At 32.3% G+C, this 26525-nt stretch carries 31 protein-coding genes and 3 tRNA genes; 11 read left to right on the top strand and 23 right to left on the bottom strand.

Translation table 11 applies throughout. The features are described 5' to 3' along the window. The 10 genes from tsaB to cyoE all read right to left on the bottom strand — a co-directional run bounded on the left by tsaB (position 1) and on the right by cyoE (position 7184). On the bottom strand, positions 1-672 hold the full coding sequence (gene tsaB / locus AAON49_RS06355; protein ID WP_349553464.1) for a tRNA (adenosine(37)-N6)-threonylcarbamoyltransferase complex dimerization subunit type 1 TsaB: 672 nt from the start codon (positions 670-672) through the stop codon (positions 1-3). Positions 673-750: 78 nt separating this feature from the next. Then, complete coding sequence (locus tag AAON49_RS06350; protein ID WP_349553463.1) at positions 751-2082, bottom strand: TolC family protein; 1332 nt, start codon at positions 2080-2082, stop codon at positions 751-753. Between the two features lie 125 nt (positions 2083-2207). Next, positions 2208-2429: a CAMCR motif-containing small membrane protein gene (locus AAON49_RS06345; RefSeq protein ID WP_349553462.1), complete on the bottom strand. Its 222-nt coding sequence runs from the start codon at positions 2427-2429 to the stop codon at positions 2208-2210. Beyond that, positions 2422-2946 (bottom strand): DUF420 domain-containing protein, encoded by a 525-nt coding sequence (locus AAON49_RS06340; RefSeq protein WP_349553461.1) that lies wholly within the window; start codon positions 2944-2946, stop codon positions 2422-2424. The genes AAON49_RS06345 and AAON49_RS06340 overlap by 8 nt, the downstream gene beginning before the upstream one ends. Further along, a complete protein-coding gene (locus AAON49_RS06335) occupies positions 2939-3586 on the bottom strand; it encodes an SCO family protein (RefSeq protein WP_349553460.1) in 648 nt (215 codons plus the stop codon). The genes AAON49_RS06340 and AAON49_RS06335 overlap by 8 nt, the downstream gene beginning before the upstream one ends. Beyond that, entirely contained in the window at positions 3583-4248 is a 666-nt protein-coding gene (locus tag AAON49_RS06330) for a hypothetical protein (protein WP_349553458.1), read from the bottom strand. Before AAON49_RS06330 ends, AAON49_RS06335 begins: the two co-directional genes overlap by 4 nt. Before the next feature lie 47 nt (positions 4249-4295). After that, the gene (locus AAON49_RS06325) at positions 4296-4637 is read right to left on the bottom strand and encodes a cytochrome C oxidase subunit IV family protein (RefSeq protein ID WP_349553456.1); all 342 of its coding nucleotides are present in this window, start codon (positions 4635-4637) and stop codon (positions 4296-4298) included. Positions 4638-4657: 20 nt separating this feature from the next. Then, on the bottom strand, positions 4658-5641 hold the full coding sequence (locus AAON49_RS06320) for a cytochrome c oxidase subunit 3 (RefSeq protein WP_349553455.1): 984 nt from the start codon (positions 5639-5641) through the stop codon (positions 4658-4660). 53 nt (positions 5642-5694) lie between these two features. Beyond that, on the bottom strand, positions 5695-6279 hold the full coding sequence (locus tag AAON49_RS06315; protein ID WP_349553453.1) for a cytochrome c oxidase subunit 3: 585 nt from the start codon (positions 6277-6279) through the stop codon (positions 5695-5697). A 2-nt stretch (positions 6280-6281) separates the two neighbouring features. Then, the gene (gene cyoE / locus AAON49_RS06310; RefSeq protein WP_349553452.1) at positions 6282-7184 is read right to left on the bottom strand and encodes a heme o synthase; all 903 of its coding nucleotides are present in this window, start codon (positions 7182-7184) and stop codon (positions 6282-6284) included. Positions 7185-7356: 172 nt separating this feature from the next. Here cyoE and AAON49_RS06305 point away from each other — a divergent pair. After that, positions 7357-7428: transfer RNA gene (locus AAON49_RS06305), tRNA-Gly, on the top strand. 23 nt (positions 7429-7451) lie between these two features. Then, positions 7452-7537 (top strand) — tRNA-Leu (locus AAON49_RS06300). 35 nt (positions 7538-7572) lie between these two features. On the opposite strand, the gene AAON49_RS06295 is transcribed toward AAON49_RS06300, so the two are convergent. The 7 genes from AAON49_RS06295 to pdxA all read right to left on the bottom strand — a co-directional run bounded on the left by AAON49_RS06295 (position 7573) and on the right by pdxA (position 13090). Further along, positions 7573-8034, bottom strand: coding sequence for an Lrp/AsnC ligand binding domain-containing protein (locus AAON49_RS06295; RefSeq protein ID WP_349553451.1), 462 nt, complete (start codon positions 8032-8034; stop codon positions 7573-7575). 109 nt (positions 8035-8143) lie between these two features. Then, the gene (gene accC, locus AAON49_RS06290) at positions 8144-9484 is read right to left on the bottom strand and encodes an acetyl-CoA carboxylase biotin carboxylase subunit (protein WP_349553450.1); all 1341 of its coding nucleotides are present in this window, start codon (positions 9482-9484) and stop codon (positions 8144-8146) included. A 50-nt stretch (positions 9485-9534) separates the two neighbouring features. Continuing rightward, positions 9535-10026: an acetyl-CoA carboxylase biotin carboxyl carrier protein gene (gene accB / locus AAON49_RS06285; RefSeq protein ID WP_349553449.1), complete on the bottom strand. Its 492-nt coding sequence runs from the start codon at positions 10024-10026 to the stop codon at positions 9535-9537. Between the two features lie 27 nt (positions 10027-10053). After that, on the bottom strand, positions 10054-11049 hold the full coding sequence (locus AAON49_RS06280) for a beta-ketoacyl-ACP synthase III (protein ID WP_349553447.1): 996 nt from the start codon (positions 11047-11049) through the stop codon (positions 10054-10056). A gap of 181 nt (positions 11050-11230) precedes the next feature. Continuing rightward, positions 11231-11425 (bottom strand): 50S ribosomal protein L32, encoded by a 195-nt coding sequence (gene rpmF, locus AAON49_RS06275; protein ID WP_349553446.1) that lies wholly within the window; start codon positions 11423-11425, stop codon positions 11231-11233. 1 nt (position 11426) lies between these two features. Beyond that, positions 11427-11975, bottom strand: coding sequence for a YceD family protein (locus AAON49_RS06270; protein WP_349553445.1), 549 nt, complete (start codon positions 11973-11975; stop codon positions 11427-11429). 77 nt (positions 11976-12052) lie between these two features. Further along, positions 12053-13090: a 4-hydroxythreonine-4-phosphate dehydrogenase PdxA gene (pdxA, locus tag AAON49_RS06265; RefSeq protein ID WP_349553443.1), complete on the bottom strand. Its 1038-nt coding sequence runs from the start codon at positions 13088-13090 to the stop codon at positions 12053-12055. 57 nt (positions 13091-13147) lie between these two features. Between pdxA and AAON49_RS06260 the strand changes: the two genes are divergently transcribed. Continuing rightward, positions 13148-13738: a riboflavin synthase gene (locus AAON49_RS06260; protein WP_349553483.1), complete on the top strand. Its 591-nt coding sequence runs from the start codon at positions 13148-13150 to the stop codon at positions 13736-13738. On the opposite strand, the gene AAON49_RS06255 is transcribed toward AAON49_RS06260, so the two are convergent. The 3 genes from AAON49_RS06255 to AAON49_RS06245 form a co-directional block, all read right to left on the bottom strand. After that, complete coding sequence (locus tag AAON49_RS06255; RefSeq protein ID WP_349553442.1) at positions 13735-13914, bottom strand: Fjoh_0651 family PID-CTERM protein; 180 nt, start codon at positions 13912-13914, stop codon at positions 13735-13737. The two genes, AAON49_RS06260 and AAON49_RS06255, sit on opposite strands and share 4 nt — an antisense overlap. 85 nt (positions 13915-13999) lie before the next feature. Further along, positions 14000-14073, bottom strand: a tRNA-Ile gene (locus AAON49_RS06250). Between the two features lie 62 nt (positions 14074-14135). Beyond that, a complete protein-coding gene (locus tag AAON49_RS06245; RefSeq protein WP_349553440.1) occupies positions 14136-15152 on the bottom strand; it encodes a polyprenyl synthetase family protein in 1017 nt (338 codons plus the stop codon). Between the two features lie 85 nt (positions 15153-15237). Between AAON49_RS06245 and AAON49_RS06240 the strand changes: the two genes are divergently transcribed. From AAON49_RS06240 to AAON49_RS06220, 5 genes are all read left to right on the top strand, one after another. Beyond that, entirely contained in the window at positions 15238-15834 is a 597-nt protein-coding gene (locus AAON49_RS06240) for a TetR/AcrR family transcriptional regulator (RefSeq protein ID WP_349553438.1), read from the top strand. 3 nt (positions 15835-15837) lie between these two features. Then, on the top strand, positions 15838-17244 hold the full coding sequence (locus AAON49_RS06235; protein WP_349553436.1) for a TolC family protein: 1407 nt from the start codon (positions 15838-15840) through the stop codon (positions 17242-17244). A 7-nt stretch (positions 17245-17251) separates the two neighbouring features. Then, positions 17252-18442 carry an efflux RND transporter periplasmic adaptor subunit gene (locus AAON49_RS06230; protein WP_349553434.1) on the top strand — a complete coding sequence of 397 codons (1191 nt, stop codon included), beginning with the start codon at positions 17252-17254 and terminating at the stop codon, positions 18440-18442. A gap of 6 nt (positions 18443-18448) precedes the next feature. Beyond that, positions 18449-21931, top strand: a complete 3483-nt coding sequence (locus AAON49_RS06225) for an efflux RND transporter permease subunit (RefSeq protein ID WP_349553433.1) — start codon at positions 18449-18451, stop codon at positions 21929-21931. Positions 21932-21996: 65 nt separating this feature from the next. Continuing rightward, positions 21997-22464, top strand: a complete 468-nt coding sequence (locus tag AAON49_RS06220; protein ID WP_349553432.1) for a regulatory protein RecX — start codon at positions 21997-21999, stop codon at positions 22462-22464. On the opposite strand, the gene AAON49_RS06215 is transcribed toward AAON49_RS06220, so the two are convergent. Both AAON49_RS06215 and AAON49_RS06210 read right to left on the bottom strand, forming a co-directional pair. Next, on the bottom strand, positions 22457-22990 hold the full coding sequence (locus tag AAON49_RS06215; protein ID WP_349553431.1) for a nuclear transport factor 2 family protein: 534 nt from the start codon (positions 22988-22990) through the stop codon (positions 22457-22459). The two genes, AAON49_RS06220 and AAON49_RS06215, sit on opposite strands and share 8 nt — an antisense overlap. Beyond that, entirely contained in the window at positions 22968-23624 is a 657-nt protein-coding gene (locus AAON49_RS06210; protein ID WP_349553429.1) for a hypothetical protein, read from the bottom strand. The genes AAON49_RS06215 and AAON49_RS06210 overlap by 23 nt, the downstream gene beginning before the upstream one ends. A 174-nt stretch (positions 23625-23798) precedes the next feature. On the opposite strand from AAON49_RS06210, the gene AAON49_RS06205 reads away from it, so the two are divergent. The 3 genes from AAON49_RS06205 (at position 23799) to AAON49_RS06195 (ending at position 25961) form a co-directional block, all read left to right on the top strand. Further along, positions 23799-24767: an NAD-dependent epimerase/dehydratase family protein gene (locus tag AAON49_RS06205; RefSeq protein WP_349553427.1), complete on the top strand. Its 969-nt coding sequence runs from the start codon at positions 23799-23801 to the stop codon at positions 24765-24767. A gap of 47 nt (positions 24768-24814) precedes the next feature. Continuing rightward, on the top strand, positions 24815-25402 hold the full coding sequence (locus AAON49_RS06200) for a thioredoxin family protein (RefSeq protein ID WP_349553426.1): 588 nt from the start codon (positions 24815-24817) through the stop codon (positions 25400-25402). Positions 25403-25463: 61 nt separating this feature from the next. Then, positions 25464-25961: an ABC transporter ATPase gene (locus tag AAON49_RS06195; RefSeq protein WP_349553424.1), complete on the top strand. Its 498-nt coding sequence runs from the start codon at positions 25464-25466 to the stop codon at positions 25959-25961. A gap of 9 nt (positions 25962-25970) precedes the next feature. Here AAON49_RS06195 and AAON49_RS06190 read toward each other — a convergent pair whose 3' ends face one another. Then, positions 25971-26510 carry a putative outer membrane beta-barrel protein gene (locus AAON49_RS06190; protein ID WP_349553423.1) on the bottom strand — a complete coding sequence of 180 codons (540 nt, stop codon included), beginning with the start codon at positions 26508-26510 and terminating at the stop codon, positions 25971-25973. Positions 26511-26525: the final 15 nt, after the last annotated feature.

Raw genomic sequence — 26525 nt, 5'->3', positions numbered from 1 at the left:
TTACTTCTTTTGTTTAGTAGCTACGAAATCCTTTAGGTAAAAAGGTTCAAAATAAGCGACGTTTTCAACGTCGTTTTTTTTATACTTTTCATATGAGATCTGAACCATATTTTTAGCTGAAGGAAAATGAGAATCTATAAAGTGTGCATTTTTATGATTGATAATTTCTTTACACTTTTCAGCACCATCACCTAAAAAATAAACAGCACCTTTTTCAAGATATTCATTAAAAGATTCATTGTCTATAATTTCTGCTTGAGTTTCTCGTACTTTTTCTTTTTGATTAGAAAACACCGAAGAATACACTTCCATTCTTCTAGCATCAATTAAGGGCACAATAAATCCGTTATCTATATCGGTAGAGTGCGCAAGTATTTCAAGAGAATTTATGGCAATAAGAGGAATATCATTTGCAAAACAAAAGCCTTTAGCAGCAGAAACTCCAATTCGCAAGCCGGTGTATGAGCCAGGGCCTTTCCCTACACATACAGCATCAATTTGACTAAAATCAAGCTTGCTTTCTAACAAACAATCATGAATGAAAGGATGCAATTTTTCGGCATGAGAATATCCACCAGTATTAATTTCCTTTAAGCAAATTAACTCTCCGTCATTTGCAATACTAACCGAACAGTTTTTGGTAGAAGTTTCTATGTTTAAAATATATGCCATCGTAAAGCTGCAAAGATAATTGATAAAAAAAGACCTTGGTAAAAAACCAAGGCCTTTATTAATATATTGATTATTTGATTAATCTAAGTTCAACTCTCCGTAGTAGAATTGAAGAACTTTTGTTTTGAAAACAAAATCAAATTTACTTCTTATCAATGTAGATTCTGCACTAACCAATCTATTTCTAACCAGGTCAAAATCAAATAGAGTCATTGCTCCTAAATTATAGCTTTCTTGGGCATTCTTAAAAGCTTCTTTTTGAGAATCTAAAGAGATTTTAGCTGCCTCATATGCTTTTACTGCAGCCTTAGCATCAACAAAAGCTTGCTCAATTGTTTGTTGCAGTTGTAGTTTTTCATTGTCTAAAGAAACTTTGCTGATTTCTTTGTTTACAAACTGACGATCAACATTTATTTTTGTTTGATTTCTATTGAAAATAGGAATGCTTAAGTTAAATCCAACACCATATCCTAAGTTGTTGTCTAACTGAGTTAAAAGCTTAGTATTTCTAAAACCAGCTGGAAGGTCAAGATCAAAACCATAGTTGGTACTTAAGCTTAAAGAAGCAGAAAGTGACGGTAAAAATCTACCCTTGGCAATTTCTATATTGTAATCAGCATTTTTAATTCCTAATTCTGCATTTTTTATCTGTGGCTGATTGGTTAATGCTTTTTGAAAAACCACATCAGCACTATCATATAAAAGAATTCCAGCAGGAGCCCCTACATTAATATCAGCAACATCAAACCCTTCAGAAGGTACTTGTAAAAGTTGAGATAAGTTTAATAAGGCAATTGTTAAAGTGTTTTCTCTTGTTACTAAATTTTGCTGATCATTAGCAGCGGTAGATTCAACATTTAGTAAATCTCCTTTAGGAATTACTCCGGCTTCAAACCTATCTTTTGCAGCTTCAACTTGCTTCTTGCTAATTTCGGCTTGTACTCTAGCAACGTTTAAATTCTCTTTTGCAAATAACACATTAAGATAGCCGTTAACAACAAATAAAGAAATATCGTTTTGAATTTTATCTAAAGTAAGTTTACTTCTTTCAACTCCAAGTTGCGCTTGTTTGTATGTATTTAGATTTTGGTATCCATTAAAGATGGTTACTCCAGAACTCACTCCAATAGAACCTCCAAAAAGAGTGTTAGAAACTCTGTTTTGAGATACAGGATCAAAACTAGACCCAAAAGATAAATTTCCGCCAGTTGAACCATTTAAGTTAGGAAGGAAATTGCCTTTTGTAGATTTAACATTAAGCTCAGCAAGCTCAACGTTTAATAAGTTTTGTTGTATAGTGATATTATTTTCTAGTGCGTGATCTACGCATTCTTTCAATGTCCATTTCTTTTGAGAAAAGCCTAAAGAGACAAAAAAGAGTGATACAAGTAGTAAAAACTTTGTTTTCATGTTGGTTAGATTCTTGTCGTAATACTAATGATATTATATGTTATATGTGTTAAAATAGTTTTCAACACCTTACATAAGACGACCAAAATTAGAATATGTTACAATATCTGGCTCTTATTGAAATGTTAATTTTTAGCAGACTTTTTATATCTATAAAGAAAGTAAAATAAAACACCAATTAAAATGTAAGGAAAGACCATTAAATATGTAATCCCTGAGTTAATGCCTTCTGCCATAGTAACTTCTCCATTTTCTACAACAGCTTTACACATAGCGCATTGTGCTTTTACTGATGATACAGAAAAAAGTATTGAAATGAATAAGGCTATTTTAAGTTTTTTATACATAGTAAGGAGAAATCATTAAGTATACAATTACACCAGTTACTGCTACATATAACCACAAAGGAAATGTGATTTTTGCGATTTTTTTATGCTTTGGAAACTCTTCTAACTTTGCTCTCATTAATGTTAGTAAAACAAAAGGTATTACAACAATAGATAGTAAAATATGAGTAATTAAGATAAAGTAATAGACATACTTTATAATTCCTTCTCCACCATATGTAGTTGAATCAGATGTCATGTGATAAGCTACATACATAACTAAAAACAATACAGAACAGATAATTGCCAAAGTGTTTAAACGCTCATGGGTTTTTCTGTTTCCTTTTTTAATAGCTATTACAGCAAATATTAATAAGACAGCTGTAATACCATTAATAGTAGCATAAATAGGAGGTAAAAAACTCAAAGGTTCTACGTCTAATTTAATCCCAAATAGAGCAGCAACAGCCAATGGAATTACTACAGATAAGATTGTAATAATTCTTTTGTATTTTTTTTCTTGTACTTCTTTACTCATTTAATAATAACTTAATGTCTTCTTTTAATTCTTGAATTTGATCGGGAAAATCACCTTCTTTTAAAGCTCTATAGTATTTTATAGGATTCCCTTGTTCGTCTTTTCTTGATCTTATGTATCCATCTTTATCTATGAGAGCAAATAATCCTGAGTGTTCAAATCCACCATGTTCTACATCATTATCTTTTCCTGCATACAATTGAAATCCTTTGTTAGATAATGCATAAACAACATCTTCAGATTTTCCAGTTAGAAGATGCCAATGCTTATGATTAATTCCATAAGCTTTTGCATATTCTTTTAGTACTTTCGGAGTATCAATATCTGGAGTAATAGAGATTGAAGCAATTCCAAAATCTGGATTCCCGAAAAATTCATTCTGAATCGTAAGCATTTTTTGATTCATTATTGGACAAATTGTAGGACAAGTAGTAAAAAAGAATTCAACAACATATACCTTGTCTTCATAAGATTTATTGTTGATGATCTCACCGTTTTGATTTGTAAATTCGAAATCAGGAACTTTTTCAAAACGATACAAATCAGCCTTTTTGAATCTATCTACTACTTTAGGAATTACATAGATTCCGAAAATTAGGATTACAAATGCTATTCCGATATATGAATTTTTTTTGCTCATAACTCAACTTTTTTGCGATCTGCTTTTCTCTTGTTTTTAAAAGCAGCTCTATATTCATATAGCAATACCTTAATATCGTCTTCCATTTTGTTGTTCAGTTCTGCGACAGAATTCATATTATAGCCGTATAAAAGACCATTTAAGGCATCTTTATCATCATTTCTTCCTCTTAAACGTAAATCTTTATCTATAATATATACATTATGAGAATATAAATCTTGATCTAAAACATCTACTGTTTTTAGGCTTTGAAAAAGAGATTGAATATTCTCTTCAGACATGGCTATAAAATTCCATTTAGTTAAATCTGTAAATTTTCCTATTTTGTCTTGTAAGAGAAGAGCATCTACTTCATTTCCTTTAGGATAAATAGCAATCATTTGAAAGGCTATGTGTCCGTAAAACTCTTTATAAATTTTTTGATTTAAATTAAAAACACCGCCTTTTATTTGATCCATATTTTTACCTACAAAACATAGAACATTAACACGGTCTTTAAACGAAATAGATGAAAGACTGTCTATTTGTTGAATATCCTTTACTTCTTGAGTTAATACAGGGAGTTTTTTAAAATTATTTACTCCTGTAGATAATACCAAGAAGAAGAGTAAAGGAAAAATAAAAAGTGCAATTAGCACAAATCGCTTCTTTGTTATTTTCATAATAAAGGATAAAAAAAGGTGGTTAAAACCACCTTATAAAATTTTTATTACCAACGCACTAGTGGCGCTAAAGTATCGTATAAATAACCTCCTTCAATTAGGAGTAAGGTGACCAAATAGATGATTAAGAAAATAGCTGTCCAAACTACAGAACGTCTAAACCAAGTTTTCTCACCTTCCATATGCATGAAGGTCCATGTAATATAATATGCTTTTACCAAAGTTAAAATGATAAAGATCCAGTTTAACCAACTAGTTCCCAAACCATGAAGGTGTAATGAGTCTGGTTTTACAATACCTAACCAAACTTCTATAATAGTTACAATAGATAGTAATCCAAATACTATCCATATTCTTTTCACATTTGATTCGTGTGCGCCGTGTGCCATTTGTTTGTCTCTTTATGAGTTTATACTAAGTAGAAGAAGGTAAATACAAATACCCAAACTAAATCTACAAAGTGCCAATACAATCCTACTTTTTCTACCATTTCATAATGCCCTCTTCGTTCATATGTTCCTAAGATAACATTAAAGAAAATAATAATATTAATTACAATTCCTGAGAATACGTGGAATCCGTGGAATCCAGTAATAAAGAAGAAGAAGTCTGCAAAAATGGTATTTCCATACTCATTTACTTCTAGGTTTGCTCCTTCTACTATTAATTTTGTTTTCGCTAATTCAGCAGCTCCGTCTTCTCTAGAAAGAATAATTTTCTTCTTCGTTTCTAGATCGATCTTTTCAATTCTTACTTGAATTTCAGAATTTGCATTGTATGAATTGATGATTTGTGGAATAGAATATTGTGAAACTGTTTCTCCACTCTCAAACCATAAACCGTTTTTGTTTGAATGCTCTACTAAATGATCTCCTCTTTCACCTACAACAAAGTCGGACAAGGCAATTTGTTTTCCTTCATTATTGACAAATTGAAGAATTTTACCATCTGTAGTTTTAACGGCTCCATAAGAACCTTTGATAAAAGTATTCCACTCCCACGCTTGAGACCCAACAAAGATCAAACCTCCAATGATAGTAGCAAACATATACCAAGTAACTTTTTTCTTGTTCATGTTATGACCCGCATCTACTGCAAGAACCATGGTTACAGAAGAAAAAATTAAGATGAATGTCATGAAAGCAACGTAATACATTGGGAATTCACCATGAATGAAAGGAATGTGTGTAAACACTTCATCGGCAATTGGCCATGAATCAATAAACTTAAAACGTGTTAATCCATAAGCTGCTAAGAAACCTGAGAAAGTTAATGCATCAGATACGATAAAGAACCACATCATCATTTTTCCATAACTTGCTCCAAACGGTCTTACTCCACCGCCACCCCAAGTTGACTTTTTCTCTGAAGATACAGCAATGTTTGCTTCCATAAATTTTATGTTAAAAATTCTTTAAATAGTTGGCCAAAATTAATCAATTTTCATCATCTAATGAAATAGAAAAAGAAAAATAAACAAATCCACAAAAGATCTACGAAATGCCAGAAGATTGAACCTAGTTCAAACCCCAGTAAATCATTTGGTTTGTACTTGTTTTTAAAATGGTTATAAATAACAACAAATAGTACTATGATACCTGCTGCTAAGTGTAAAACGTGCATTAAAGTGATTCCAATTAGGAAAGATGTTGATACTGTACTTGTTGGTCCAGTAAAATACAATCCAGCGGCTTTTAGTTCATTGAAACCTATATACTGGTACCAAACAAAAGCAATTCCTAATATTAGGGTTGTAACCAAAAGCGCTAAAGAAAGAGGTCTGTTCCCTTTTTTTAAGAATCTTTGAGACAAAAAGATAGTGAGACTACTTACTAAAATTAGAACGGTACTAATATAAAAAGCATTAGGAAGGTCAAAAGTTACCCAATCGTCTCTTTTCATGCTAATAACGTAAGCACTTGTAAGCCCAGCGAAAAACATCACCATGCTAATCATTGAAACCCATAACATGGGTTTAGCCGACTTTTTTCTAGCAACTTTTAGCTCTTCTTGTAAAACTTCTTTTTCCATATTTAATGTAAAAATTTATCAACTACATATACAATTTGAACTACTGTAATGTATAAAACACTAGAAAGCATTAGTTTCCTAGCTACAATATTCGTTTGTTTTTTATGCAACTTTATTCCGTAAAAAAGCATTATTCCTCCTAAAAAAGCAACAATAATTGCTGTAATAGGATAAATATAAAAGTCACCAGTCATTTTTAACACAGGAGATATAGAAACTAAAATCATTATCGCTGTATAAAAAATAATTTGCCTTGTAGCACTTTCATCTTTCTGATTCATCGGCAGCATGTTAAATCCTGCTTTTTTATATTCTTCAAACTGAAGCCATCCTATAGCCCAGAAATGAGGAAATTGCCAAAAAAACTGAATCATGAATAGAAATCCGGCCTCAATTCCAAATTCACCCGTAGCTGCAACCCATCCTAACATAAAAGGTATAGCTCCGGGAAATGCGCCAACAAAAACGGCTAACGGAGTTACAGCTTTTAAAGGAGTATAAGCACAAGTGTATAAGAAAATTGAAATTGCTCCGAAAAGAGCGCTTTTAGCATTAATGCTGTAAAGAATTGCTATTCCAGCTATTGTAAATAGAATAGCAATAGCTAATGCGACAGGAACAGATACTCTACCTGTAGGGAGAGGTCTATTCATGGTTCTTTTCATTAAAGCATCTGTATCTTTCTCTATAACTTGATTAAAAGTATTAGATGCTGCAACCATTAAAAATCCACCAATACTTAATAAAAATAAAGTTTGATAATGAACAGTTTCAACTGCTAAAAGATATCCTGCAATTGACGAAAAAACAACACTTAAAGACAATCCAACTTTGGTAAGTTGTTTGAGGTCTGAAATTACTTTTAATAAAGAACTTTTCGTGTCGATGGCTGCTATTGAGTTCATTAGATTAAAATCGAGTGCAAAGATATTTCATAATAATTAAAAAGCCATGGCTTTTCTAAGATATTAAGCAGTATTTTGAGTAAAATATTTTTTAAAAGTCTTTGTAGTTTCTTTTTTTGTTTTAAATTTGCACCCGCATTGATAGTAATGCACGTTCTTTTACAAAGACTACGCGAAAGTAGCTCAGGGGTAGAGCATCACCTTGCCAAGGTGAGGGTCGCGGGTTCAAATCCCGTCTTTCGCTCTATTCTTAAAAGATAAGTCCAAGCAGAAGTGGTGGAATTGGTAGACACGTTGGACTTAAAATCCAATGGACAGTAATGTCCGTGCGGGTTCAAGTCCCGCCTTCTGTACTAAAAAAGCCTTCAAAATTTTTGAAGGCTTTTTTTTATATCTTAATTTGTCTATTAATCTGTTGGTCTAGTGAGACGAAAGTTTCTGTCCTTGCCACTCCTTTGATTCTTTGAATATCATGATTGAGCAAATACATTAAATCCTCATTATTTTTACATAGAATTTTAATAAAAATAGACCAATTTCCTGTTGTATAATGACATTCAACAACTTCAGGAATGTCACGTAGTTTTTTAATAGCAGAAGAATACATGCTGGCTGATTCTAAGAATATTCCAACAAAAGCTGTAGTGGTATAGCCTAAAGCTTTAGGGTTGAGAATTAATCTTGAGCCAACCATTAGCTCCGAATCTTCTAATTTTCTTAATCTTTGATGAATTGCCGCGCTAGAGATTCCTACTTCTCTTGCAATTCCTAAAACGGGTGTTCTTGCATCTTCTACAAGTCGTTTGATAATAATTTTATCAATACCATCTATTTTGATCCCCCCAGACATAAATATTTAGTTTAGTTAATTAATGATTGTAAGGTACCAAATATAAAAAAAGAAAGGATATAAACAAATACCCTTTCTTTTAATTATTTAATATAAGTAGAAACACTCATTAAGCTTCCATTTCGAAACCTTCCATGAATTTTGTTGTGTAATTACCAGCAATATAGTCTGGATGGTCCATTAATTGCCTGTGGAAAGGTATAGTAGTCTTTACACCTTCAATTACAAACTCATCTAATGCTCTCTTCATTTTATTAATAGCTTCTTCTCTGGTTTGAGCAGTTACAATCAGCTTAGCAATCATTGAATCGTAATTTGGCGGAATCATATACCCAGAATATACATGCGTGTCTAGTCTAATTCCGTGACCACCCGGTGCATGAAAAGTAGTAATCTTTCCTGGAGAAGGTCTAAATCCGTTATAAGGATCTTCTGCATTAATTCTACATTCTATAGAATGTAAATTTGGATAGTAATTTTTTCCAGAAACAGGAACACCAGCAGCAACTAAAATTTGCTCTCTAATCAAGTCGTAATTTACTACCTCTTCAGTAATAGGGTGTTCAACTTGAATACGCGTATTCATTTCCATAAAATAGAAGTTTCTATGCTTGTCTACCAAAAACTCTACAGTTCCAGCTCCCTCATATTTAATATATTCGGCAGCATTTACAGCGGCTTCTCCCATTTTTTCTCTTAGCTCATCAGTCATAAAAGGAGAAGGAGTTTCTTCTGTTAACTTTTGGTGACGTCTTTGAACAGAACAATCTCTTTCAGATAAATGACATGCTTTACCAAATGAATCTCCTACAATTTGAATTTCAATATGTCTAGGCTCTTCAATTAATTTTTCTAAATACATTCCGTCATTACCAAAAGCCGCTTTTGATTCCATACGTGCAGAATCCCAAGCATCTCTCAAGTCTTCTTTTTTCCACACAGCACGCATTCCTTTTCCACCACCACCAGCTGTTGCTTTTAGCATTACAGGGTATCCAGCTTCATCAGCTAGTTTTTCACATTCTTCAAAATCAGCAATAATTCCTTCCGAGCCAGGAATACAAGGCACGCCTGCAGCAATCATTGTTGATTTAGCAGAAGCTTTGTCTCCCATTTTGTCAATCATTTCAGCAGTTGCTCCAATGAACTTGATTTCATGTTCTTCACATAGTTTAGAAAACTTAGCATTTTCAGAGAGAAACCCGTATCCAGGGTGAATTGCATCAGCATTTGTAATTTCAGCTGCTGCAATAATATTTGACATCTTTAAGTAAGAATCACTACTTGGTGCAGGACCAATACAAACAGCTTCGTCTGCAAACTTAACGTGTAAGCTTTCTGCATCAGCAGTTGAGTACACTGCAACTGTTTTAATTCCCATCTCTTTACAGGTTCTAATTACTCTCAGAGCAATTTCCCCTCTATTGGCAATCAATATCTTTTTAAACATACTTGTTACGTTTTATTCTAACATAATAGGATAACTATTAAGTTAGAAAATTATGAAGGGTCTACTAAGAATAAAGGTTGATCAAACTCAACAGGAGAAGAGTCATCAGCAAGAATTTTAACAATCTTACCTGAAACTTCAGATTCTATTTCATTAAAAAGCTTCATAGCTTCAATAATACATACAGTATCTCCAGTTTTAATCTCGCTTCCTACTTCTACGAAGTTAGGTTTGTCTGGAGACGGTTTTCTGTAAAAAGTACCAATAATTGGAGACTTGATAGTAATATATTTTGATGTGTCTTCTGCGGCATCATTTGAAGCAGTTTCTGCAGGAGCTGAAGCAGGGGCAGCTGCTACTGGAGCAGGAGCTGGCATAGCTTGAGGAACTGAAGCAACTGGAGCTGCTTGCACAATAGTAGTCTCGGTTTTAGATGAACCCGTTTTGATCGTAATCTTAACGTCTTCCATTTCTAGCTTTACTTCACTTGCGCCTGACTTAGCTACAAATTTGATAAGACTTTGAATTTCTTTGATGTCCATTATAATATTAGTTTTTGTTTTAGTTTTCTATGAATTATAAGCCCATTTAAGATAAATAGCTCCCCAAGTGAAGCCACCTCCAAATGCAGCAAATATTAAATTATCTCCTTTTTTAAGTTCTTTTTCATAGTCAGCTAGTAATAAAGGTAAAGTTGCTGATGTTGTGTTACCATACCTATGGATATTCATCATCACTTTATCTGCATCCAATTCTATTCTATTGGCTGTAGCTTCAATAATTCTTTTATTAGCTTGATGAGGAACCAACCAGTTTACTTCTTCTTTTGAGATATTATTTCTGGTTAACATTTTTTCTGCAACATCAGCCATATTAGAAACAGCAAACTTAAATACAGTTCTTCCTTCTTGTTGAACAAAATGCTGCCTATTTTTAACCGTTTCTTCTGATGGTGGTAATATAGATCCTCCAGCATCAATCTTTAAGAACTCTCTACCAATTCCATCACTTCTTAGATATTCGTCTTGTAATCCTAAGTTTTCATCATTAGGTTCAAATAACACAGCCCCAGCTCCGTCACCAAAAATGATACACGTAGCTCTGTCTGTATAATCTATAATAGAAGACATCTTATCGGCTCCAATAAGTAATACCTTTTTGTATTTTCCAGATTCTACGTATGATGCAGCTGTAGACATACCGTATAAGAAGCTAGAGCATGCTGCCTGCAAATCATATGCAAATGCGTTGGTTGCTCCAATTTCTGTGGCTGTATATACTGCTGTTGCAGCTACAGGAAGGTCAGGTGTAGCAGTTGCTACGATAACCATATCTATGTCTTTTGGATCTAAATTTGCTTTGGTAAGTAAGTCTTGAGCAGCTTTTACTGCCATAAATGACGTACCTTGATTAGGTTCTTTAAGAATTCTTCGTTCCTTAATCCCAGTTCTTGTAGTAATCCACTCATCGTTGGTGTCTACAAGGGTTTCTAACTCTTTGTTTGTTAGAATATAATCGGGAACATATTTCCCAACTGCTGTAATAGCTGCAGTTCTTTTTGTCATAGTTATAACGTAATTAGAAGAAAGATTTTAGTTGTTTGTTACCCTCTCTATAACTAGGTGACTAATGTACTAAAAATTATTTTAGGTTTTTTCAATAAAATAATCGAAAATGACCATTTTTTGGTTAAAAACATAAAAAAACCCTCTAAAAAGAGGGTTTTTGCGTATTTTTTTACACAAATTATGCTTCCGCTGCGCTAGAATCTAATACTACTTGACCTCTGTAGTATAATTTTCCTTCATGCCAGTGAGCTCTGTGGTATAAGTGAGCTTCTCCAGTTGTTGGATCTACAGCTACCTGAGGCATAGAAGCTTTATAATGTGTTCTTCTTTTATCTCTCCTAGTTTTAGATATTTTTCTCTTAGGATGTGCCATTTTATGTGTTTTTTTCTGTTATTCTTAAATCTTTTAACTTATCCCATCTCGGGTCTATTGTCTCTTCCTTTTCTATAGGATTCTCATTTCCTATTTGAAGTTCTTTTAACTTTTTTAAAGCTTCAGAATCCATAGTACCATCCAATACCTTTGGATGAACTTTTTTTGAAGGAACAGATAAAATAATTAGTTCATATATAAACTGACCAACATTGATCTGATAATCTTCATGAGGAATGATTAAAATTTCATCATTATCATCATTGTATTCTGAGCCGAACTTTACAATCATTGAAAAACTTCCGTCTATTTCTTGATCATAAGGTTCTAAAGATGTGTCACAATCTACATTTACAACTCCCTTTGCAGAGAACGTTAATTCAAATAAGCTACTCTTTTTTACAAAGTCTAAAGAGATGTTTATTTTACTGTTGTGAAACTCTTCAAAATTAAAAGCCTCAAAGAACTTATTGTCAATTTCGTATTCAAATAAATGACTTCCTTGTTTTAACCCTATAAAAGGAATATTGAATTCTTTCAAGTCTCTCATTATAAATGAATGAATTTGAGCGTGCAAAGATAATAAAATGTTTCAATAAACAATCAATAAATAATATAAAAACTATCTTATGATTTAGGAGTTAAAACATTTTGAGTAAGTTCTTTATGTTGTTTTCTGTTTTGAAAAACTTTGATGGATGTAAAAAGCGCTTCTTTGAAAGAATCTGGATTTGCTTTCCCCTTTCCGGCAATGTCAAAAGCAGTTCCGTGATCTGGAGAAGTTCTTATTCTTTCTAATCCGGCAGTGTAGTTTACGCCATTGCCAAAAGATAAGGCTTTAAAGGGAGCTAGGCCTTGATCGTGATACATAGCTAATACAGCATCAAATTGTTTATAGGTTTCAGAACCAAAAAAGCCGTCAGCAGCATAAGGTCCAAAAACCAACATGCCAGACTCTTTTATTTTTTGAATGGTTGGTTTGATAATTTCTTCTTCCTCTTTTCCTATAACACCATTATCTCCAGAGTGTGGGTTTAATCCTAGGATTGCAATTTTAGGTTTGTTGATGCCAAAATCTTGAATTAAAGATTGGTGTAGAATTTTTACTTTCTTTTGAATAATCTCTGGTTGAATAGTTTCAGCAATTTTAGCTACAGGAATATGTCCTGTGACTAAGCCAATTTTGAGAGCGTCGTTCATTAAAATCATTAAACTATTGCCTTCTAAATTACTTTCTAAAAACTCAGTATGGCCTGAAAACGAGAATTCGTCAGATTGTATAGTTTCTTTATTAATTGGAGCAGTTAATAAAACATCAATTTTTTGATCTTTTAATGCTTTTACAGCTTTATTTAAAGATTCAAACGCATACTTCCCTCCAGTTTTTGTTGCTTTTCCTATTTCAATCGAAACTTCTTCTTTCCAGATATTCAGTAAATTGATCTTACCATGTGTAATAGAATCTAAAGAATGAATTCCATGAATATTGGTTTCTATCCCAAGAGCTTTTTTATGAAAAGAGATTGTTTTAGATGAGCCAAATAAAACAGGTGTACAAAAATCTAACATTCTTTTGTCTTCAAATGTTTTTAGAATTACTTCTATTCCTACACCATTTATATCTCCTATAGAAATTCCTACAACTATTTTCTCAGCTTTGTTCATATGTCAACTTTAATATTTCTATTTTTGCACATAGCAAAAGTAACTAATTTTATATACATGTTTACTGGAATTATTGAGACATTAGGTTTGGTTAAAAAGGTTGAAAAGGATCAAGAGAATCTTCATTTAACAATAGAGAGTAGTTTTACTAATGAACTTAAAATTGATCAAAGTGTTTCTCATAATGGAGTTTGTTTGACAGTGGTAGCTATTGATGAAGCGGAATATACTGTAACGGCTATTAAAGAGACCTTAGAAAAAACAAACCTTGATTTAATTCAGGTTGGGCAATACGTTAATTTAGAGAGAGGAATGAAATTGGGTGATCGATTAGATGGACATATAGTTCAAGGTCATGTAGATCAAATAGGAACATGTATTGATATTAAAGACGCTAACGGAAGTACTTATTTTACATTTTCATACGATAGTAGTTTAAATAATATTACAATAGAAAAAGGTTCTATTACTGTAAATGGAGTTAGTTTAACTATTGTAAACTCAACAAAAAACAGTTTTAGTGTAGCTATAATTCCTTACACTTTGGAGCATACAACTTTTAATTCTTTAAAAAAAGGAGCAGTTGTTAACTTAGAATTTGATGTAATTGGAAAATATGTTTCGAGGATACAAGGGCTTAAAAACTAGTCTCTAGTCTTCTTAACGCCATAAAAAATACCTGCAATTAGAAGAAAAAGAATTCCGCCATCAATTGGTAACCCCGGCGGAGGCGGAGGTGGAATTGGCGGGGGAACAGCTTGGCCATTCGCCATTAGGGAACAGCATACTACTATTACTAGAGTAATTAGGTTACGTTTCTTCATTTTATATCCCCCCAGATTAAAATTCGAAATTATTATTAAAGTGTAAATATAACTTTTATATCTACATCATCAAACAAAAAATTAGTGGACCCAGAAGGGCTCGAACCTTCGACCCCCTGATTATGAGTCAGGTGCTCTAACCAGCTGAGCTATGGGTCCCGACTAACAGTTGGCAAATGTAACAACTTTTTAGATATTTAAATAGCTATTCTAAAAATAAATTATTTGTTTCTCGCCATTAAAAAAGACCCAAAGTTTTTCAACTTCTCTTTGTTTTCTTTGCTAATATTCATTTTGTCTAACGAAGAAAAAGAAGCTATGGTATAGTCAGAGATTAGTTTTTTGATAATTGTAGGAATATCATAACGTTCAAAGATTCTTTTTACTTCGCTTATTTTTAATGTATTATCCTCAAGTTTTTGCTGATAAAGAGTTTGAAGTTTTTGCTGATCTTCTTTGTTTGATAGCTCAAGAGATTTTAAGTATAAGAATGTTTTTTTGTTTTCTATAATATCACCTCCTACTTGCTTTCCAAAAGTTTCTGGATTTCCAAAAGTGTCTAAATAATCATCCTGTAATTGAAAAGCTAATCCAAGATTCAAACCATATTCATAAAGTAAGTCTGAATCTTCATCAGAAGCATTTGCTACTATTGCTCCCATTTTAAGAGCTGCAGCAACCAAAACAGAAGTTTTTAAACGAATCATATTAATGTATTCATCAATAGTAACATCGTTTCTAGTCTCAAAATCAATATCCAATTGTTGTCCGTCACAAACTTCAAGAGCTGTTTTACTAAAAAGCTTTGCTAGTTTTTGAAAAACTACGGGCTCATAATTTTCAAAATATTGGTAAGCTAAAATCAACATGGCATCTCCAGAAAGAATACCAGTATTTAAATCCCATTTTTCATGAACCGTTTCTTTACCTCTTCTTAAAGGAGCGTCATCCATAATATCATCATGAACTAATGTAAAGTTGTGAAATACTTCTACGGCAAGCGCTGCAGGCATAGCTTGTTTGTAACCATTAGATAAAATATCAGCAGCCATAAGAGTCAAGATTGGACGAATACGCTTCCCAGATAATTGAAGAATATAATCTATTGGCTGATAGAGATTTTTTGGCTCTTTGACCCAATTAATGTTTTCTAAATAATCTAAAAATTCTTTTTGATACGATGTTAAATCCAAGGCCTTATAAAATTTTGGTAAAAATACATGTTTGGATTTTGACATTTAGTTAAGAATGTTAAAAATTCATTAATACTTTGGAAACTTTTTTGGTTTCTAAAGTTTCCTGTTGTAAATTTGCAACGTTTTTATGAGAGAAAAAATACTACATAATGCTGCTGAAATGTTCTTAAATCTAGGATTTAAGAGTGTTACTATGGATGATATTGCTAGTAGTTCTGGGGTTTCTAAGAAGACAATTTATATTCATTTTAGCAACAAAACAGAACTAATTGAAGCGGTAACATCTTATTTATTTGATACAATTTGTTGTGGAATTGATATGATTCATGAACAAGAACAAAACCCAATTATCGAATTGTTTGAGATTAAAAAGTTTGTGTTACATCATTTAAAAGATGAAAAATCATCGCCTCAATATCAACTCCAAAAATATTATCCCAAGATTTACTTAACTCTTAAACAAAAGCAGTTTGAGGTTATGCAGGAATCTATTAAAGAGAATCTAGGAAGAGGAATAGAGCAAAAACTTTATAGAGAAAATATAGATTTAGACTTTATCGCTAGAATTTACTTTAATGGTATGGTGGGAATTAAAGATAAAGACTTATTCCCTCTTCAAGAATATTCAATGAATACCTTAATGAATTACTATTTAGAGTATCATTTGAGAGGTATTTGTACACAAAAAGGAATACAAGAATTAGAAAACCAATTATACAATTAATCAATGAAAAAGTATTTAGTAATTATTACTGCTATTTTTTTAGGAATATCTGTAGAGGCTCAAGAGTCTTCTATGACTTTCTCTTTACAAGAAGCTATAGATTTTGCTATTAAAAACAGCTATGATAACAAAGTCGCTCAAAAAGATATAGAGTCGGCTAAGCAACAAAAATGGGAAACCACCACGATGGGGTTACCACAAGTTGAAGCAACTGTAGATTATCAAAATTGGCTCAAACAACAAGTTTCTTTATTGCCAGCTGCAGCATTTGATAACTCTACCTCAGTCGTAGAAACTGTAGAACAATATTTTGGAATTACAAGAACTGGAAGTCCAGTAGCACCAGAAGGTTTTATTCCCTTAAGATTTGGAACTAAACAAAATGTAAACGCAGCAGTTACATTAAGGCAATTAATTTTTGATGGATCTTATTTAGTAGGATTGCAATCTGCAAGAACATTTTTGAAGATTTCGCAACAAGCTAAAGAGAAAACAGAATTGCTTACAAGAGAAGCAGTTATTAATGCTTATGGAAATGTTTTAATTTCTGAAAAAAGCATAGAAATCTTAGAAAATAATAAGAAGATTTTAGAAAAGAATTTAAGTGATGCAAAAAAAATCTATGAAAATGGATTAAATGAAGAGGAAGATGTAGAACAACTAGAAATTACTTTAGGGACGATTAAAAGTCAATTGAATAGTGTTAAAAGATTGAAAGACATTGCCTATGAAATGCTAAATATTACATTAGGTAACGATATTAATACTGTTCTTACATTAACAGATAGTTTAGATTCACTAACTGAATCCAACATAGATTTAGGATTAATTAGTCAATCTTTCAACTTAAACAATCACATAGATTACAAGATTGCAGAGAATGATAGAGAATCTAAAAGATTGCTAATGAAGTTAGAGCAAAGTAAAGCCTTGCCAACATTAAATGCCTTTGTAAATTATGGAAGTCAAGCCAATTCAGACACATTTTCTTTCTTAAAAGGAGATCAAGAATGGTTTAATTATTCACTATTAGGTGTAAGTTTAAAAGTTCCCATCTTTAGTAGTTTAGGAAGAAAAGCAAAAACTCAAAGAGCTAAAATTAATCTTGAGATTGCTGATATTAGATTAAAAGAAACAGAAGAAAAATTAGCGCTCCAAGTTAAGAAAGCCAAAAGTGATTATCAATTAAGTATTGAAGATTATCAAACAGCTAAAAAGAATTTGAATTTAGCAGAAAGAATTGAGAAAAAACAACGTATCAAGTTCTTTGAAGGATTGTCTACAAGCTTTGATCTCACTCAAGCTCAAAATCAATTATATAGTCAACAACAAACATTCATTCAATCAATGTTAGATGTGATCGCTAAAAAAGCGGCATTAGAAAACGCATTAAACATCCCAGTAAAATAACCATCCAATGAGAAAGATCTATTCAATATTTATCATGACACTAGTATTAGTTTCATGTGGGAAAAAAGAAACAGGTTCTTTAGACGAAGTTTTAAAATCTAAAGACACCAAAGTAATTCAGCAAAAGAAATCTGAGTTAGATGAAGAACAACAAAAGATTGCTGCTAAGATTAAGCAATTAAATGAGAGACTAGATGAATTAAATCCAGACAAGAATATTCCTCTAATTACTACCTTTTCAGCAAAAGAAAGTCTATTTACACATTACCTAGAATTGCAAGGAAATGTAAAAACAAGACAAAACGTTTTAATTTATCCTGAAATGGCAGGATTGCTAGAAAAAGTATATGTAACTGAAGGTCAAAAAGTAGTTAAAGGGCAATTACTTGCAACTATAGATGATGGTGGAATGCAGCAACAATTGGCTCAAGCCGAAGCAACAGCAGAGTTGGCAAAAACAACTTACGAACGCCAAAAAAGATTGTGGGACCAAAAGATTGGTTCTGAAATTCAATATTTACAATCTAAAACAGATTATTTAGCTAAAAAGAATTCAGTTGAGCAACTGAAAAAACAACTAGATAAATCTAAGATTACAGCACCATTTAATGGTGTAATTGATGAGGTCATTAAAGATGAAGGAACGATTGTAGCGCCAGGACAAGGAGCTGAAGTTTTCAGAATTGTAAACTTAAACAACATGTTTATAGAAACTGATGTTCCAGAAACCTATATCAAAAATGTAACAAAAGGAAAACAAGTAGTAATCAATTTCCCAATTTTAGGAACCACTATTGATTCTAAAATTCGTCAAGCAGGAAATTTTATCAATCCAGCAAATAGAACATTTAGAGTTGAAATCCCTGTACCAAGCGGAAGTAAAAATGTAAAACCAAATTTAACTGCAAGGTTAAAAATTAATGACTACACAAATAAGAATGCAATTCTAATTCCGTTAAGTATTATCTCAGAAAATGCAAGTGGTCAGCAATATGTATATGCGGTAACAAATCAGAATAAAAAGAATGATGCTACTTACGGTACTGCTGTTCAAAAAATCATTAAGGTTGGAAAAACACAAGGAGATAACATTGAGGTTTTAGAAGGAATCAATGTTGGAGACAACATTATTGATGCAGGCGCACGTAGTGTAAAAAACAAGCAAGAGGTAAAAATTGATACCGAAGAAAAAAAGTAATAAACCATGACAGATCAACAGAAAAAAGTAGATAAAGAATTTGGACTGTCGTCTTGGGCAATTAACAACAAGACAACAATCTATGTACTCATGGTACTGATCTTTTTCTTGGGATTATCAGCTTTTTTAAGCATGCCAAGAGAAAACTTCCCTGAAATTAAAGAGACAAAGATTTACATCAGTTCTTTATATCCAGGAAATACAGCAGAAGATGTAGAGAAGTTAATTACAGATCCCTTAGAAGATAAATTAAAGACGCTAAGCGGAGTGGTAGATATTACTTCTACATCTCAAGAAGATTACTCGATGATTATTGTTGAGTTTGATGAAAAAACAACTGTAGAAGAAGCTAAACAAAAAGTAAAAGATGAAGTAGACTCGGAAACTTCTGGTGAAGACTGGCCAACATTTAATGGAGCTAAAGTAGACCCAAATATTTTTGAGTTAAGTATGTCGGAAGAGATTCCAATTCTTAATATCAATATTAGTGGTGATTATCCCGTTGATAAACTAAAAGAATTCGGAGAATACTTACAAGATGAGATTGAAGACTTATCTGAAATCAAGAAAGTAGATATCCGTGGTGCCCAAGATAAAGAAGTTGAAGTAGCTGTTGATGTTTATAAGATGATGGCTGCTAAAGTTAGTTTTAATGACATTACAACAGCTATCCAAAACGGAAACGCTACCATGTCTGCAGGAAATTTAATTGCCAGCGGACAACGTAGAACGATAAGGATTATCGGAGAAATTGATAAGCCTAGTCAGTTAGAAAGCTTCGTTGTAAAAACTGAAAAAGGAAAAGCAATCTACCTTAGAGATGTTGCAGAAGTTACATTTAAAGATAAAGAAAAAACTACTTACGCACGTGAGTTTGATTCTGAGCTTAAGAAAGGAACTCCAGTTGTAATGCTTGATGTGAAGAAGAGAGCAGGAAAGAATATGGTTAGGGCAGCTGAGCAAATTCAAAAAATTGTAAAGGAAACCAAAGAAAATGTGTTTCCAGCCAATTTAAAAGTAACCATTTCTAACGATCAATCTTCTAAAACCATTGGTCAGGTTGATGATCTTGTAAACAACATCATTTTTGGAGTTATTTTAGTAGTAACTGTATTAATGTTCTTCTTAGGATTTAAGAACGCATTGTTTGTTGGATTTGCAATTCCAATGTCGATGTTCATGTCTTTGATGATCTTAAACGCAATGGGGTATACCATGAATACGATGATTCTATTCGGATTAATCATGGGACTCGGAATGTTAGTAGATAACGGAATTGTGGTTGTAGAAAATGTCTACCGCTTGATGGATGAAGAAGGAATGACAAGGATTCAAGCAGCCAAAAAAGGAATTGGAGAAATTGCATTTCCTATCATAATTTCAACAGCAACTACAGTAGCAGCCTTTGTTCCATTAGGACTTTGGCCTGGTGTAATGGGGCAGTTTATGATTTATTTCCCTGTAACCTTATCGGTTGTATTAGGATCTTCACTCTTTGTGGCAATCTTCTTTAACTCAGTAATGGTGTCACAGTTTATGACAACGGAAGATAAAGATATGCCGCTCAAAAGAATTATAGCTATCTCTGTTATTTTAATTGCATTTGGATTAATCATTCTCATATTTGGAGGAAGTTACCGTGCTTTGGGAACCATTATGCTATTTACGGCAATCATGCTTTGGATATATCGTTTAGCATTAAGACCTATGGCAAACGGATTCCAAAATAAAATCTTACCAAGATGGGAGCGTTTTTATGAAAAAGCAATAAGTGTAGCTTTAAAAGGCTGGAGACCATATTTTATTGTACTAGGAACATTTTTGCTTTTAATATCTGCTGGATGGGGGTTCGGCGAGTCAATGAAAGCAGAAAGAACGAAAGTAGAATTCTTCCCTGATAACGAACCCAATCAGATCATTGTTTATGTCGAATATCCTGAAGGAACTGATATTGAAAAAACAAATGAGATTACAACTCAAATAGAAAATAGAGTATATGCTGTACTAAATGATGAAGCATACGTAGATGGAGATTATAATTTCTTAGTAGAAAGCGCAGTTTCTCAAGTAGGAGCAGGTGCTGGAAACCCTCAAACGGATGGAGGTTCTGCTGCTGAGATGCCTCATAAAGGAAAGATTACTGCTACCATGCGTGAGTTTAAATTTAGAAGAGGTGCAAAATCAAAAGAGTTACAGGCTAAAGTTCAAGAAGCTTTAAAAGATATATACCCTGGGGTTTCTATTTCTGTAGAAAAAGATGCGGTTGGGCCACCAGCAGGATACCCAATTAGTATCCAATTAGAAGGAAAAGATTACAATGAGCTAATTAAGACAGCTCAAGAAATGCGTGATTTTATCAACTCTAAAAATATCAAAGGAATAGATGAGTTAAAGATTGATGTAAACAAGGCAAAACCTTCTATGTTGGTAGAAGTTGATCGTAAAAAAGCTGGAGAATTAGGTGTAAGCACTGGTCAAGTAGGACAACAATTACGTAATGCTGTATTTGGCGCAAAAGCCGGAATTTACAAAGAAGATGGTGATGATTACGATATCTATGTTCGCTTCAATAAAGAGGATAAATATAATACCAGCGCAATTTTTGATCAGAAAATTATTTTTAGAGATCAAGCATCAGGTCAGGTTAAAGAAATTCCAGTATCAGCAGTTGCAAAACAAAAAAACACATCAGGATTTAATTCTATCAAACACGATGGTGTAAAAAGAGTTGCCTTGTTGTATTCTGCTTTGGCTCCAGGAGGAAATGCTAAAGTGATTGTTGACCAGATCAAAAGAGAAATGGAAACATTTCCTAACAAACCGAAAACAGTAAAAGTAGATTATACAGGAGAAATAGAAGAACAAGATAAACAGCAAGCATTTTTAATGGGCGCATTTTTCACTGGATTGGCATTAATCTTCTTTATCTTAATTTTTCAATTCAACTCTATTTCCAAACCTGGAATTATTATGCTAGCAATCTTCTTGAGTTTGATTGGTGTATTTGGCGGTATAATTATAACTGGAAAACCTTTTGTAATTATGATGACTATGATGGGTATTATCTCATTAGCCGGAATTGTAGTGAACAATGGAGTTGTACTATTAGATTATACTCAATTGTTAATTGATAGAAAAAAGGTAGAGAACAATGTTGATGAAAACGATTATGTTGATGTAAATACTTTAAGTGAAGCAATCATTAAAGGAGGAAAAGCTCGTTTACGTCCAGTATTGTTAACGGCAATTACCACGATTTTAGGGTTGATTCCTTTAGCAACAGGATTAAACATCAACTTCTTTACATTAGTTAGTGAGTTTAATGCTCATATTTATGTTGGAGGAGATAACGTAATCTTCTGGGGTCCATTAGCATGGACAGTAATATACGGATTGTTTATAGCTACATTCTTAACCTTAATAGTAGTGCCAATTTTATTCTTCTTAATTACGAAGTTTAAAATGTGGCTTAGAATAAAAATGGCATAACTGTCCCCCTATTTTTAAATTGAAAGGGTTGAGAATTTTCTCAACCCTTTTTTTATTTTAGCATCATGACTCAAAAAGTATTTACAGTAGATGAAATAAAAAAGAAGTTAGAATATTTCTGCGTTTATCAAGATCGATGTCATCAAGAAGTTGAGAAAAAGCTTTCTGAGTTTCGCTTAATTCCTGAAGCTAGAGAACTCATACTTTTGCACTTAATGCAGCACGACTTCTTAAATGAAGAGCGTTATGCTAAGAGCTTTGCTAGAGGAAAGTTTAGAATAAAAAAATGGGGAAGAAAAAGAATTATTCAAGAGTTAAAATTCAGGAAGATTACTACATATAATATCAATTCGGCACTTAAAGAAATCGAAGAGAAGGAATACCTAACTACATTAGAAAAAATTGCTGAGATAAAATTAAAATCTATAAATGAGAAGAATGAATATCTAAAGAAGCAAAAGCTTTACCAATTCTTATATAGAAAAGGATATGAATCTGACTTAATACAACAAGTAATTAAAGAAATTATTTAATAAAAGATTGTTCTAATATAGAATCCTTTTCTTTTTTAATCTCAATCAATTTTTGAATATCATCATTAGGAACGGTTACAGATAAAACATAATGTTTTAAGGTAAGTTGATTGTTTTTATTCTCTAGAACTCCAGAGCCTCTACAAAGCCCCATCCATGTTGATAAAAGTTCATCAAACCAAATAAAAGAACCATCTTCATTTGTATAGATATTTCTATCTATCGCTTTAAAACTCCAAGCCTTTCCTCTATCAAAATATGGTTTACTAAAACCAACAAATTCTTTTTTATTCCAATTTTCAGAAGCGTCTGTGCCAATAAAAATAGAGATGCTATCCATCTTGTTAAAGTAACCATCGAAATTTGCCTCCGAAGCAGCCATGTGCCATTGAGTTAAAAAAGCATCTGCGTTATTAATAATTGCTTCTTTTTCAATAGTCTCTTTATGAGAATCCTTACTGTTGCATGAAATTACGACAGTGAATATTACTAATAAAATAACCTTAGTTGCTTTTTTTAAAACCATCTTTTTTAGTTTTTTTAAGTGGAAGAGATTTCTCTTTTAACTTCTTATCTACTTTTAACATAGGTTGTTTTTTTAACGTCTTTTCTTTAGTCTGAAGAGGAACTGTATCAACCTTTTTTAATGATTTGTTAAACTTAGGATCATTTACATCCTTATCTAATTCAATTTGTTTTATGATCGTATTCATCTTAGAATTTATCGAAGAAAAAGCATCTAAGACTTTATCTACTTGAAGATTTACTTCATTTACTTTAATAGACGAAATAGAAGACATATCATACATTCTTAGAGTTTCATTGTGAAGTAAACTAACTCTAGCATTAAAAGCTGGAGACTCTAAAAAAGAAGGTTTAATACTATCGCGAAAACTCTTAACAAGATCATTTAACTCTTTTGAATTATTTAAGGCTTCATTTGGAGATATTGAATGAAACTTTTCTAAAAAATCTTTTACTGCTTCATACTCTTGCCAATTATCAATCTCTTTTAATGTCTTTGAATGTAAACTTTGTGTTTTTTTATGTTTCTGAGGAATACTAAACTCTGATTTTTCTACAGCTACATCACCTTCTTGCTTTTTTCCCTGACAAGAAAAAAAAGACACAAAAATAAACAACACAAATAGATATCTCATATTCAAAAATTAGGAGCTAAAAATACGCAATTTCATTGAGAATCAACGTTAACGAACTGGAATAAGATTTAACAAGGTTTTTACAAATAATGAAATAAAATGTTTTTTATTTAATCTCTTTTTATGAAAAGCGAAATTAAGTACCTTTGAAATTGAGAAAAACACAATTTTGGAATGAGTGAGACCATATTAATATTAGGTGCAGGAGGACAAATAGGTGGAGAGTTAACTGTAAAACTTAGATCAATTTATGGAGATGCGAACGTAATTGCATCTGATATAAGAGAAAGCAATTTCCATAAACAATTAGAAGGGCCATTTGAAATTGTAGATGCTACCAATAAAGAAGCCATTTTAGAAATTGTAAAAAAGTACAATATCACTCAAATCTATTTGTTGGCAGCAATGCTATCTGCAACAGGAGAAAAGTATCCTCAAAAAGCGTGGGATTTAAATATGACTTCACTCTTGGCAGTACTAGATTTAGCAAAAGAAAAATATATAGATAAAGTTTACTGGCCTAGTTCGATAGCTGTTTTTGGAACAACAACACCTAAAAACAATACACCTCAAAAAACAATTATGGAGCCGTCCACTGTTTATGGAATCAGTAAGATTTCTGGAGAGTTTTGGTGCAATTATTACCATGAAAAATACGGAGTTGATGTTAGAAGTTTACGATATCCAGGAATCATAAGTTGGAAAACAAAACCTGGAGGAGGAACTACAGATTACGCAGTTGACATTTTCTTCAAAGCCATAGAAGAAGGAAAATATGAATGTTTTTTAAATGAGAACACTCGCTTACCTATGATGTATATGGAGGATGCAGTAGATGCTACAATACAAATCATGCAAGCTGCTTCTGAAGATATTAAAATTAGAACCTCATATAATTTATCGGCAATAGACTTTACGCCAAAAGAATTGTCTGATGAAATTAAAAAACACATCCCACAATTTACAATTACTTATAAGCCAGATTCTAGACAAGAAATTGCAGATAGTTGGCCTCAAACCATAGATGATTCTCAAGCAAGATTAGACTGGAAATGGGCTCATAAACATGACTTATCATCTATGTCTAAAGATATCATTAAGAATCTACAAGCTCAAAAAAATCAGGAATTAAAAACTGTGTAAGTTTACTTTTTAAGCTACGTCTAAAATTGCGAAAGGAGAATTTTTAGATGAAAAAAATAATAGAAAATAGTTTACAAAAAGGAATTTCATATGACCAGTATAGAAAGCTTGTCAGTGATCTTTTACAAGAGGGAAAGTCTACGGGTGCTACTCAGTCAGAATCTCTTTTAAATTATAGTATGTTAAACGACAGAAGGATGAAACGACTAGACAAAACGATTCAACTTTCCCAAGAAACTATAGCTACAGCTAAAGAGCTAAAACAACCAGTTACTTGGTTGGTATTAACAGAAGGTTGGTGTGGTGATGCGGCACAAACATTACCTATAATCAATAAAATTGCGAACGAGAGTAGCCAAATAGACCTCAAAATTGTTCTACGAGACGAAAATGAAGATTTGATGAATCAGTTTTTGACCAATGGAGGGAAATCAATTCCTAAGTTGATTGCCTTAGATCAAAATAATGAGGTTGTTAATTCTTGGGGACCTAGGCCTTCTATTCCAACTAAAATGGTTGAAGATTATAAGGAACAAAAAGGGAAGCTAGATGATGAGTTTAAAAAAGATCTTCAGGTTTGGTATAATAAAGACAAAGGAAAGAATACTCAAGAAGATATGTTGAAATTGCTTTAGAATTTAAAAATGAATTAAGTACAATTTGAACCCTTAAGATTAACTTAAGGGTTTTTTGTTTATGTATATTTGCGATATGTATGCACCTTATGAATCTCTTGATGAATCTGCTAAAGTTTGGATTTATCCTTCAAGTAGAAAATTCTACAAAGAAGAACTTGAAACCTTAGAGAATAAGATTAAAAACTTTGTAAATGAATGGAAAAGCGAAGACAAAGATTTTCAGGCATCGTACCAGTTTTTGTACAATAGATTTATCATCATTTTAGCAGAAGATGAATGTGGAGAACTCACAAACAAACATATTGATGAATTGGTCGGATTTATTTTAAAACTTCAAACAGAATATGAAGTAGAACTTTTAGATCGAATGAATGTTTGTTTCAAGCAAGGCGAGTTTGTACAGTACAAAGAAGTCAAAGAATTTAAAAAGTTACTTAAAAACAAATCGGTTTCAGCTAAAACAGTTGTCTTTGATAATTTAATTCAAACAAAAGAAGAATTAGAAAATTTTTGGGAAGTTCCCATTACCGAAAGTTGGTATAATAGATTTTTATAAGAATAAGAACTACAGAAAACGAAATCCAATTCCTACAGAAATGCTTTCAAGGTTTCCACTGTCTTCAAAGCCGCGAATTTTTTTGTTATGGTAAAGCAGCTTGATCACAGGTTTCCATCTACTGTCAGCAAATAATTGCCAACCAATACCAAAATTATAATAATCTCCATCTTCAAAACGAGAAGAAGGACGCCACATTTTTCCTCTACTAAATTGTGTGAAGAATGAGCGTTCAATGTCTCCCCATAAATTATATCTAGCGGTTACATAGGTAGGAAATGCATTAATGGCGTAAGGAAAATGATGGTCGTATCCAGCGTTTAGACTTAATGAAAATCGCTTTCCAAATTGATATCCAACACCAAATCTAAAAAAAGTAGCTGTAGGTTTTAAAAAGGTTTCATCATCGTCAGGATCAAGAGTAAAGTTTTCATTTACAGCTAAGGTAAGTTTAAACGAGCCTGTAAAAAAAGGATGGCTATTTTTCTCTTGAGCAGAGAAGTTGTGAAAAATAAAAAGCGCAAAAACGAAAAGTAATATTTTCTTCATAGAATGAGTTTTGCC

The organism is Pseudotenacibaculum sp. MALMAid0570 (genome assembly GCF_040151415.1).
In the GTDB taxonomy this organism is placed as follows: Bacteria; Bacteroidota; Bacteroidia; order Flavobacteriales; family Flavobacteriaceae; genus Polaribacter.
The sequence above is the reverse complement of the archived record's forward strand: the minus strand, read 5'-3'. Positions and strand labels throughout refer to the sequence as shown.

Coding starts and splice junctions, on each gene's coding strand:
- tsaB (WP_349553464.1), bottom strand. CDS start 672: ATGGCATATATTTTAAACATAGAAACTTCTACCAAAAACTGTTCGGTT.
- AAON49_RS06350 (WP_349553463.1), bottom strand. CDS start 2,082: ATGAAAACAAAGTTTTTACTACTTGTATCACTCTTTTTTGTCTCTTTA.
- AAON49_RS06345 (WP_349553462.1), bottom strand. CDS start 2,429: ATGTATAAAAAACTTAAAATAGCCTTATTCATTTCAATACTTTTTTCT.
- AAON49_RS06340 (WP_349553461.1), bottom strand. CDS start 2,946: ATGAGTAAAGAAGTACAAGAAAAAAAATACAAAAGAATTATTACAATC.
- AAON49_RS06335 (WP_349553460.1), bottom strand. CDS start 3,586: ATGAGCAAAAAAAATTCATATATCGGAATAGCATTTGTAATCCTAATT.
- AAON49_RS06330 (WP_349553458.1), bottom strand. CDS start 4,248: ATGAAAATAACAAAGAAGCGATTTGTGCTAATTGCACTTTTTATTTTT.
- AAON49_RS06325 (WP_349553456.1), bottom strand. CDS start 4,637: ATGGCACACGGCGCACACGAATCAAATGTGAAAAGAATATGGATAGTA.
- AAON49_RS06320 (WP_349553455.1), bottom strand. CDS start 5,641: ATGGAAGCAAACATTGCTGTATCTTCAGAGAAAAAGTCAACTTGGGGT.
- AAON49_RS06315 (WP_349553453.1), bottom strand. CDS start 6,279: ATGGAAAAAGAAGTTTTACAAGAAGAGCTAAAAGTTGCTAGAAAAAAG.
- cyoE (WP_349553452.1), bottom strand. CDS start 7,184: ATGAACTCAATAGCAGCCATCGACACGAAAAGTTCTTTATTAAAAGTA.
- AAON49_RS06295 (WP_349553451.1), bottom strand. CDS start 8,034: ATGTCTGGGGGGATCAAAATAGATGGTATTGATAAAATTATTATCAAA.
- accC (WP_349553450.1), bottom strand. CDS start 9,484: ATGTTTAAAAAGATATTGATTGCCAATAGAGGGGAAATTGCTCTGAGA.
- accB (WP_349553449.1), bottom strand. CDS start 10,026: ATGGACATCAAAGAAATTCAAAGTCTTATCAAATTTGTAGCTAAGTCA.
- AAON49_RS06280 (WP_349553447.1), bottom strand. CDS start 11,049: ATGACAAAAAGAACTGCAGCTATTACAGCAGTTGGGAAATATGTTCCC.
- rpmF (WP_349553446.1), bottom strand. CDS start 11,425: ATGGCACATCCTAAGAGAAAAATATCTAAAACTAGGAGAGATAAAAGA.
- AAON49_RS06270 (WP_349553445.1), bottom strand. CDS start 11,975: ATGAGAGACTTGAAAGAATTCAATATTCCTTTTATAGGGTTAAAACAA.
- pdxA (WP_349553443.1), bottom strand. CDS start 13,090: ATGAACAAAGCTGAGAAAATAGTTGTAGGAATTTCTATAGGAGATATA.
- AAON49_RS06260 (WP_349553483.1), top strand. CDS start 13,148: ATGTTTACTGGAATTATTGAGACATTAGGTTTGGTTAAAAAGGTTGAA.
- AAON49_RS06255 (WP_349553442.1), bottom strand. CDS start 13,914: ATGAAGAAACGTAACCTAATTACTCTAGTAATAGTAGTATGCTGTTCC.
- AAON49_RS06245 (WP_349553440.1), bottom strand. CDS start 15,152: ATGTCAAAATCCAAACATGTATTTTTACCAAAATTTTATAAGGCCTTG.
- AAON49_RS06240 (WP_349553438.1), top strand. CDS start 15,238: ATGAGAGAAAAAATACTACATAATGCTGCTGAAATGTTCTTAAATCTA.
- AAON49_RS06235 (WP_349553436.1), top strand. CDS start 15,838: ATGAAAAAGTATTTAGTAATTATTACTGCTATTTTTTTAGGAATATCT.
- AAON49_RS06230 (WP_349553434.1), top strand. CDS start 17,252: ATGAGAAAGATCTATTCAATATTTATCATGACACTAGTATTAGTTTCA.
- AAON49_RS06225 (WP_349553433.1), top strand. CDS start 18,449: ATGACAGATCAACAGAAAAAAGTAGATAAAGAATTTGGACTGTCGTCT.
- AAON49_RS06220 (WP_349553432.1), top strand. CDS start 21,997: ATGACTCAAAAAGTATTTACAGTAGATGAAATAAAAAAGAAGTTAGAA.
- AAON49_RS06215 (WP_349553431.1), bottom strand. CDS start 22,990: ATGGTTTTAAAAAAAGCAACTAAGGTTATTTTATTAGTAATATTCACT.
- AAON49_RS06210 (WP_349553429.1), bottom strand. CDS start 23,624: ATGAGATATCTATTTGTGTTGTTTATTTTTGTGTCTTTTTTTTCTTGT.
- AAON49_RS06205 (WP_349553427.1), top strand. CDS start 23,799: ATGAGTGAGACCATATTAATATTAGGTGCAGGAGGACAAATAGGTGGA.
- AAON49_RS06200 (WP_349553426.1), top strand. CDS start 24,815: ATGAAAAAAATAATAGAAAATAGTTTACAAAAAGGAATTTCATATGAC.
- AAON49_RS06195 (WP_349553424.1), top strand. CDS start 25,464: ATGTATATTTGCGATATGTATGCACCTTATGAATCTCTTGATGAATCT.
- AAON49_RS06190 (WP_349553423.1), bottom strand. CDS start 26,510: ATGAAGAAAATATTACTTTTCGTTTTTGCGCTTTTTATTTTTCACAAC.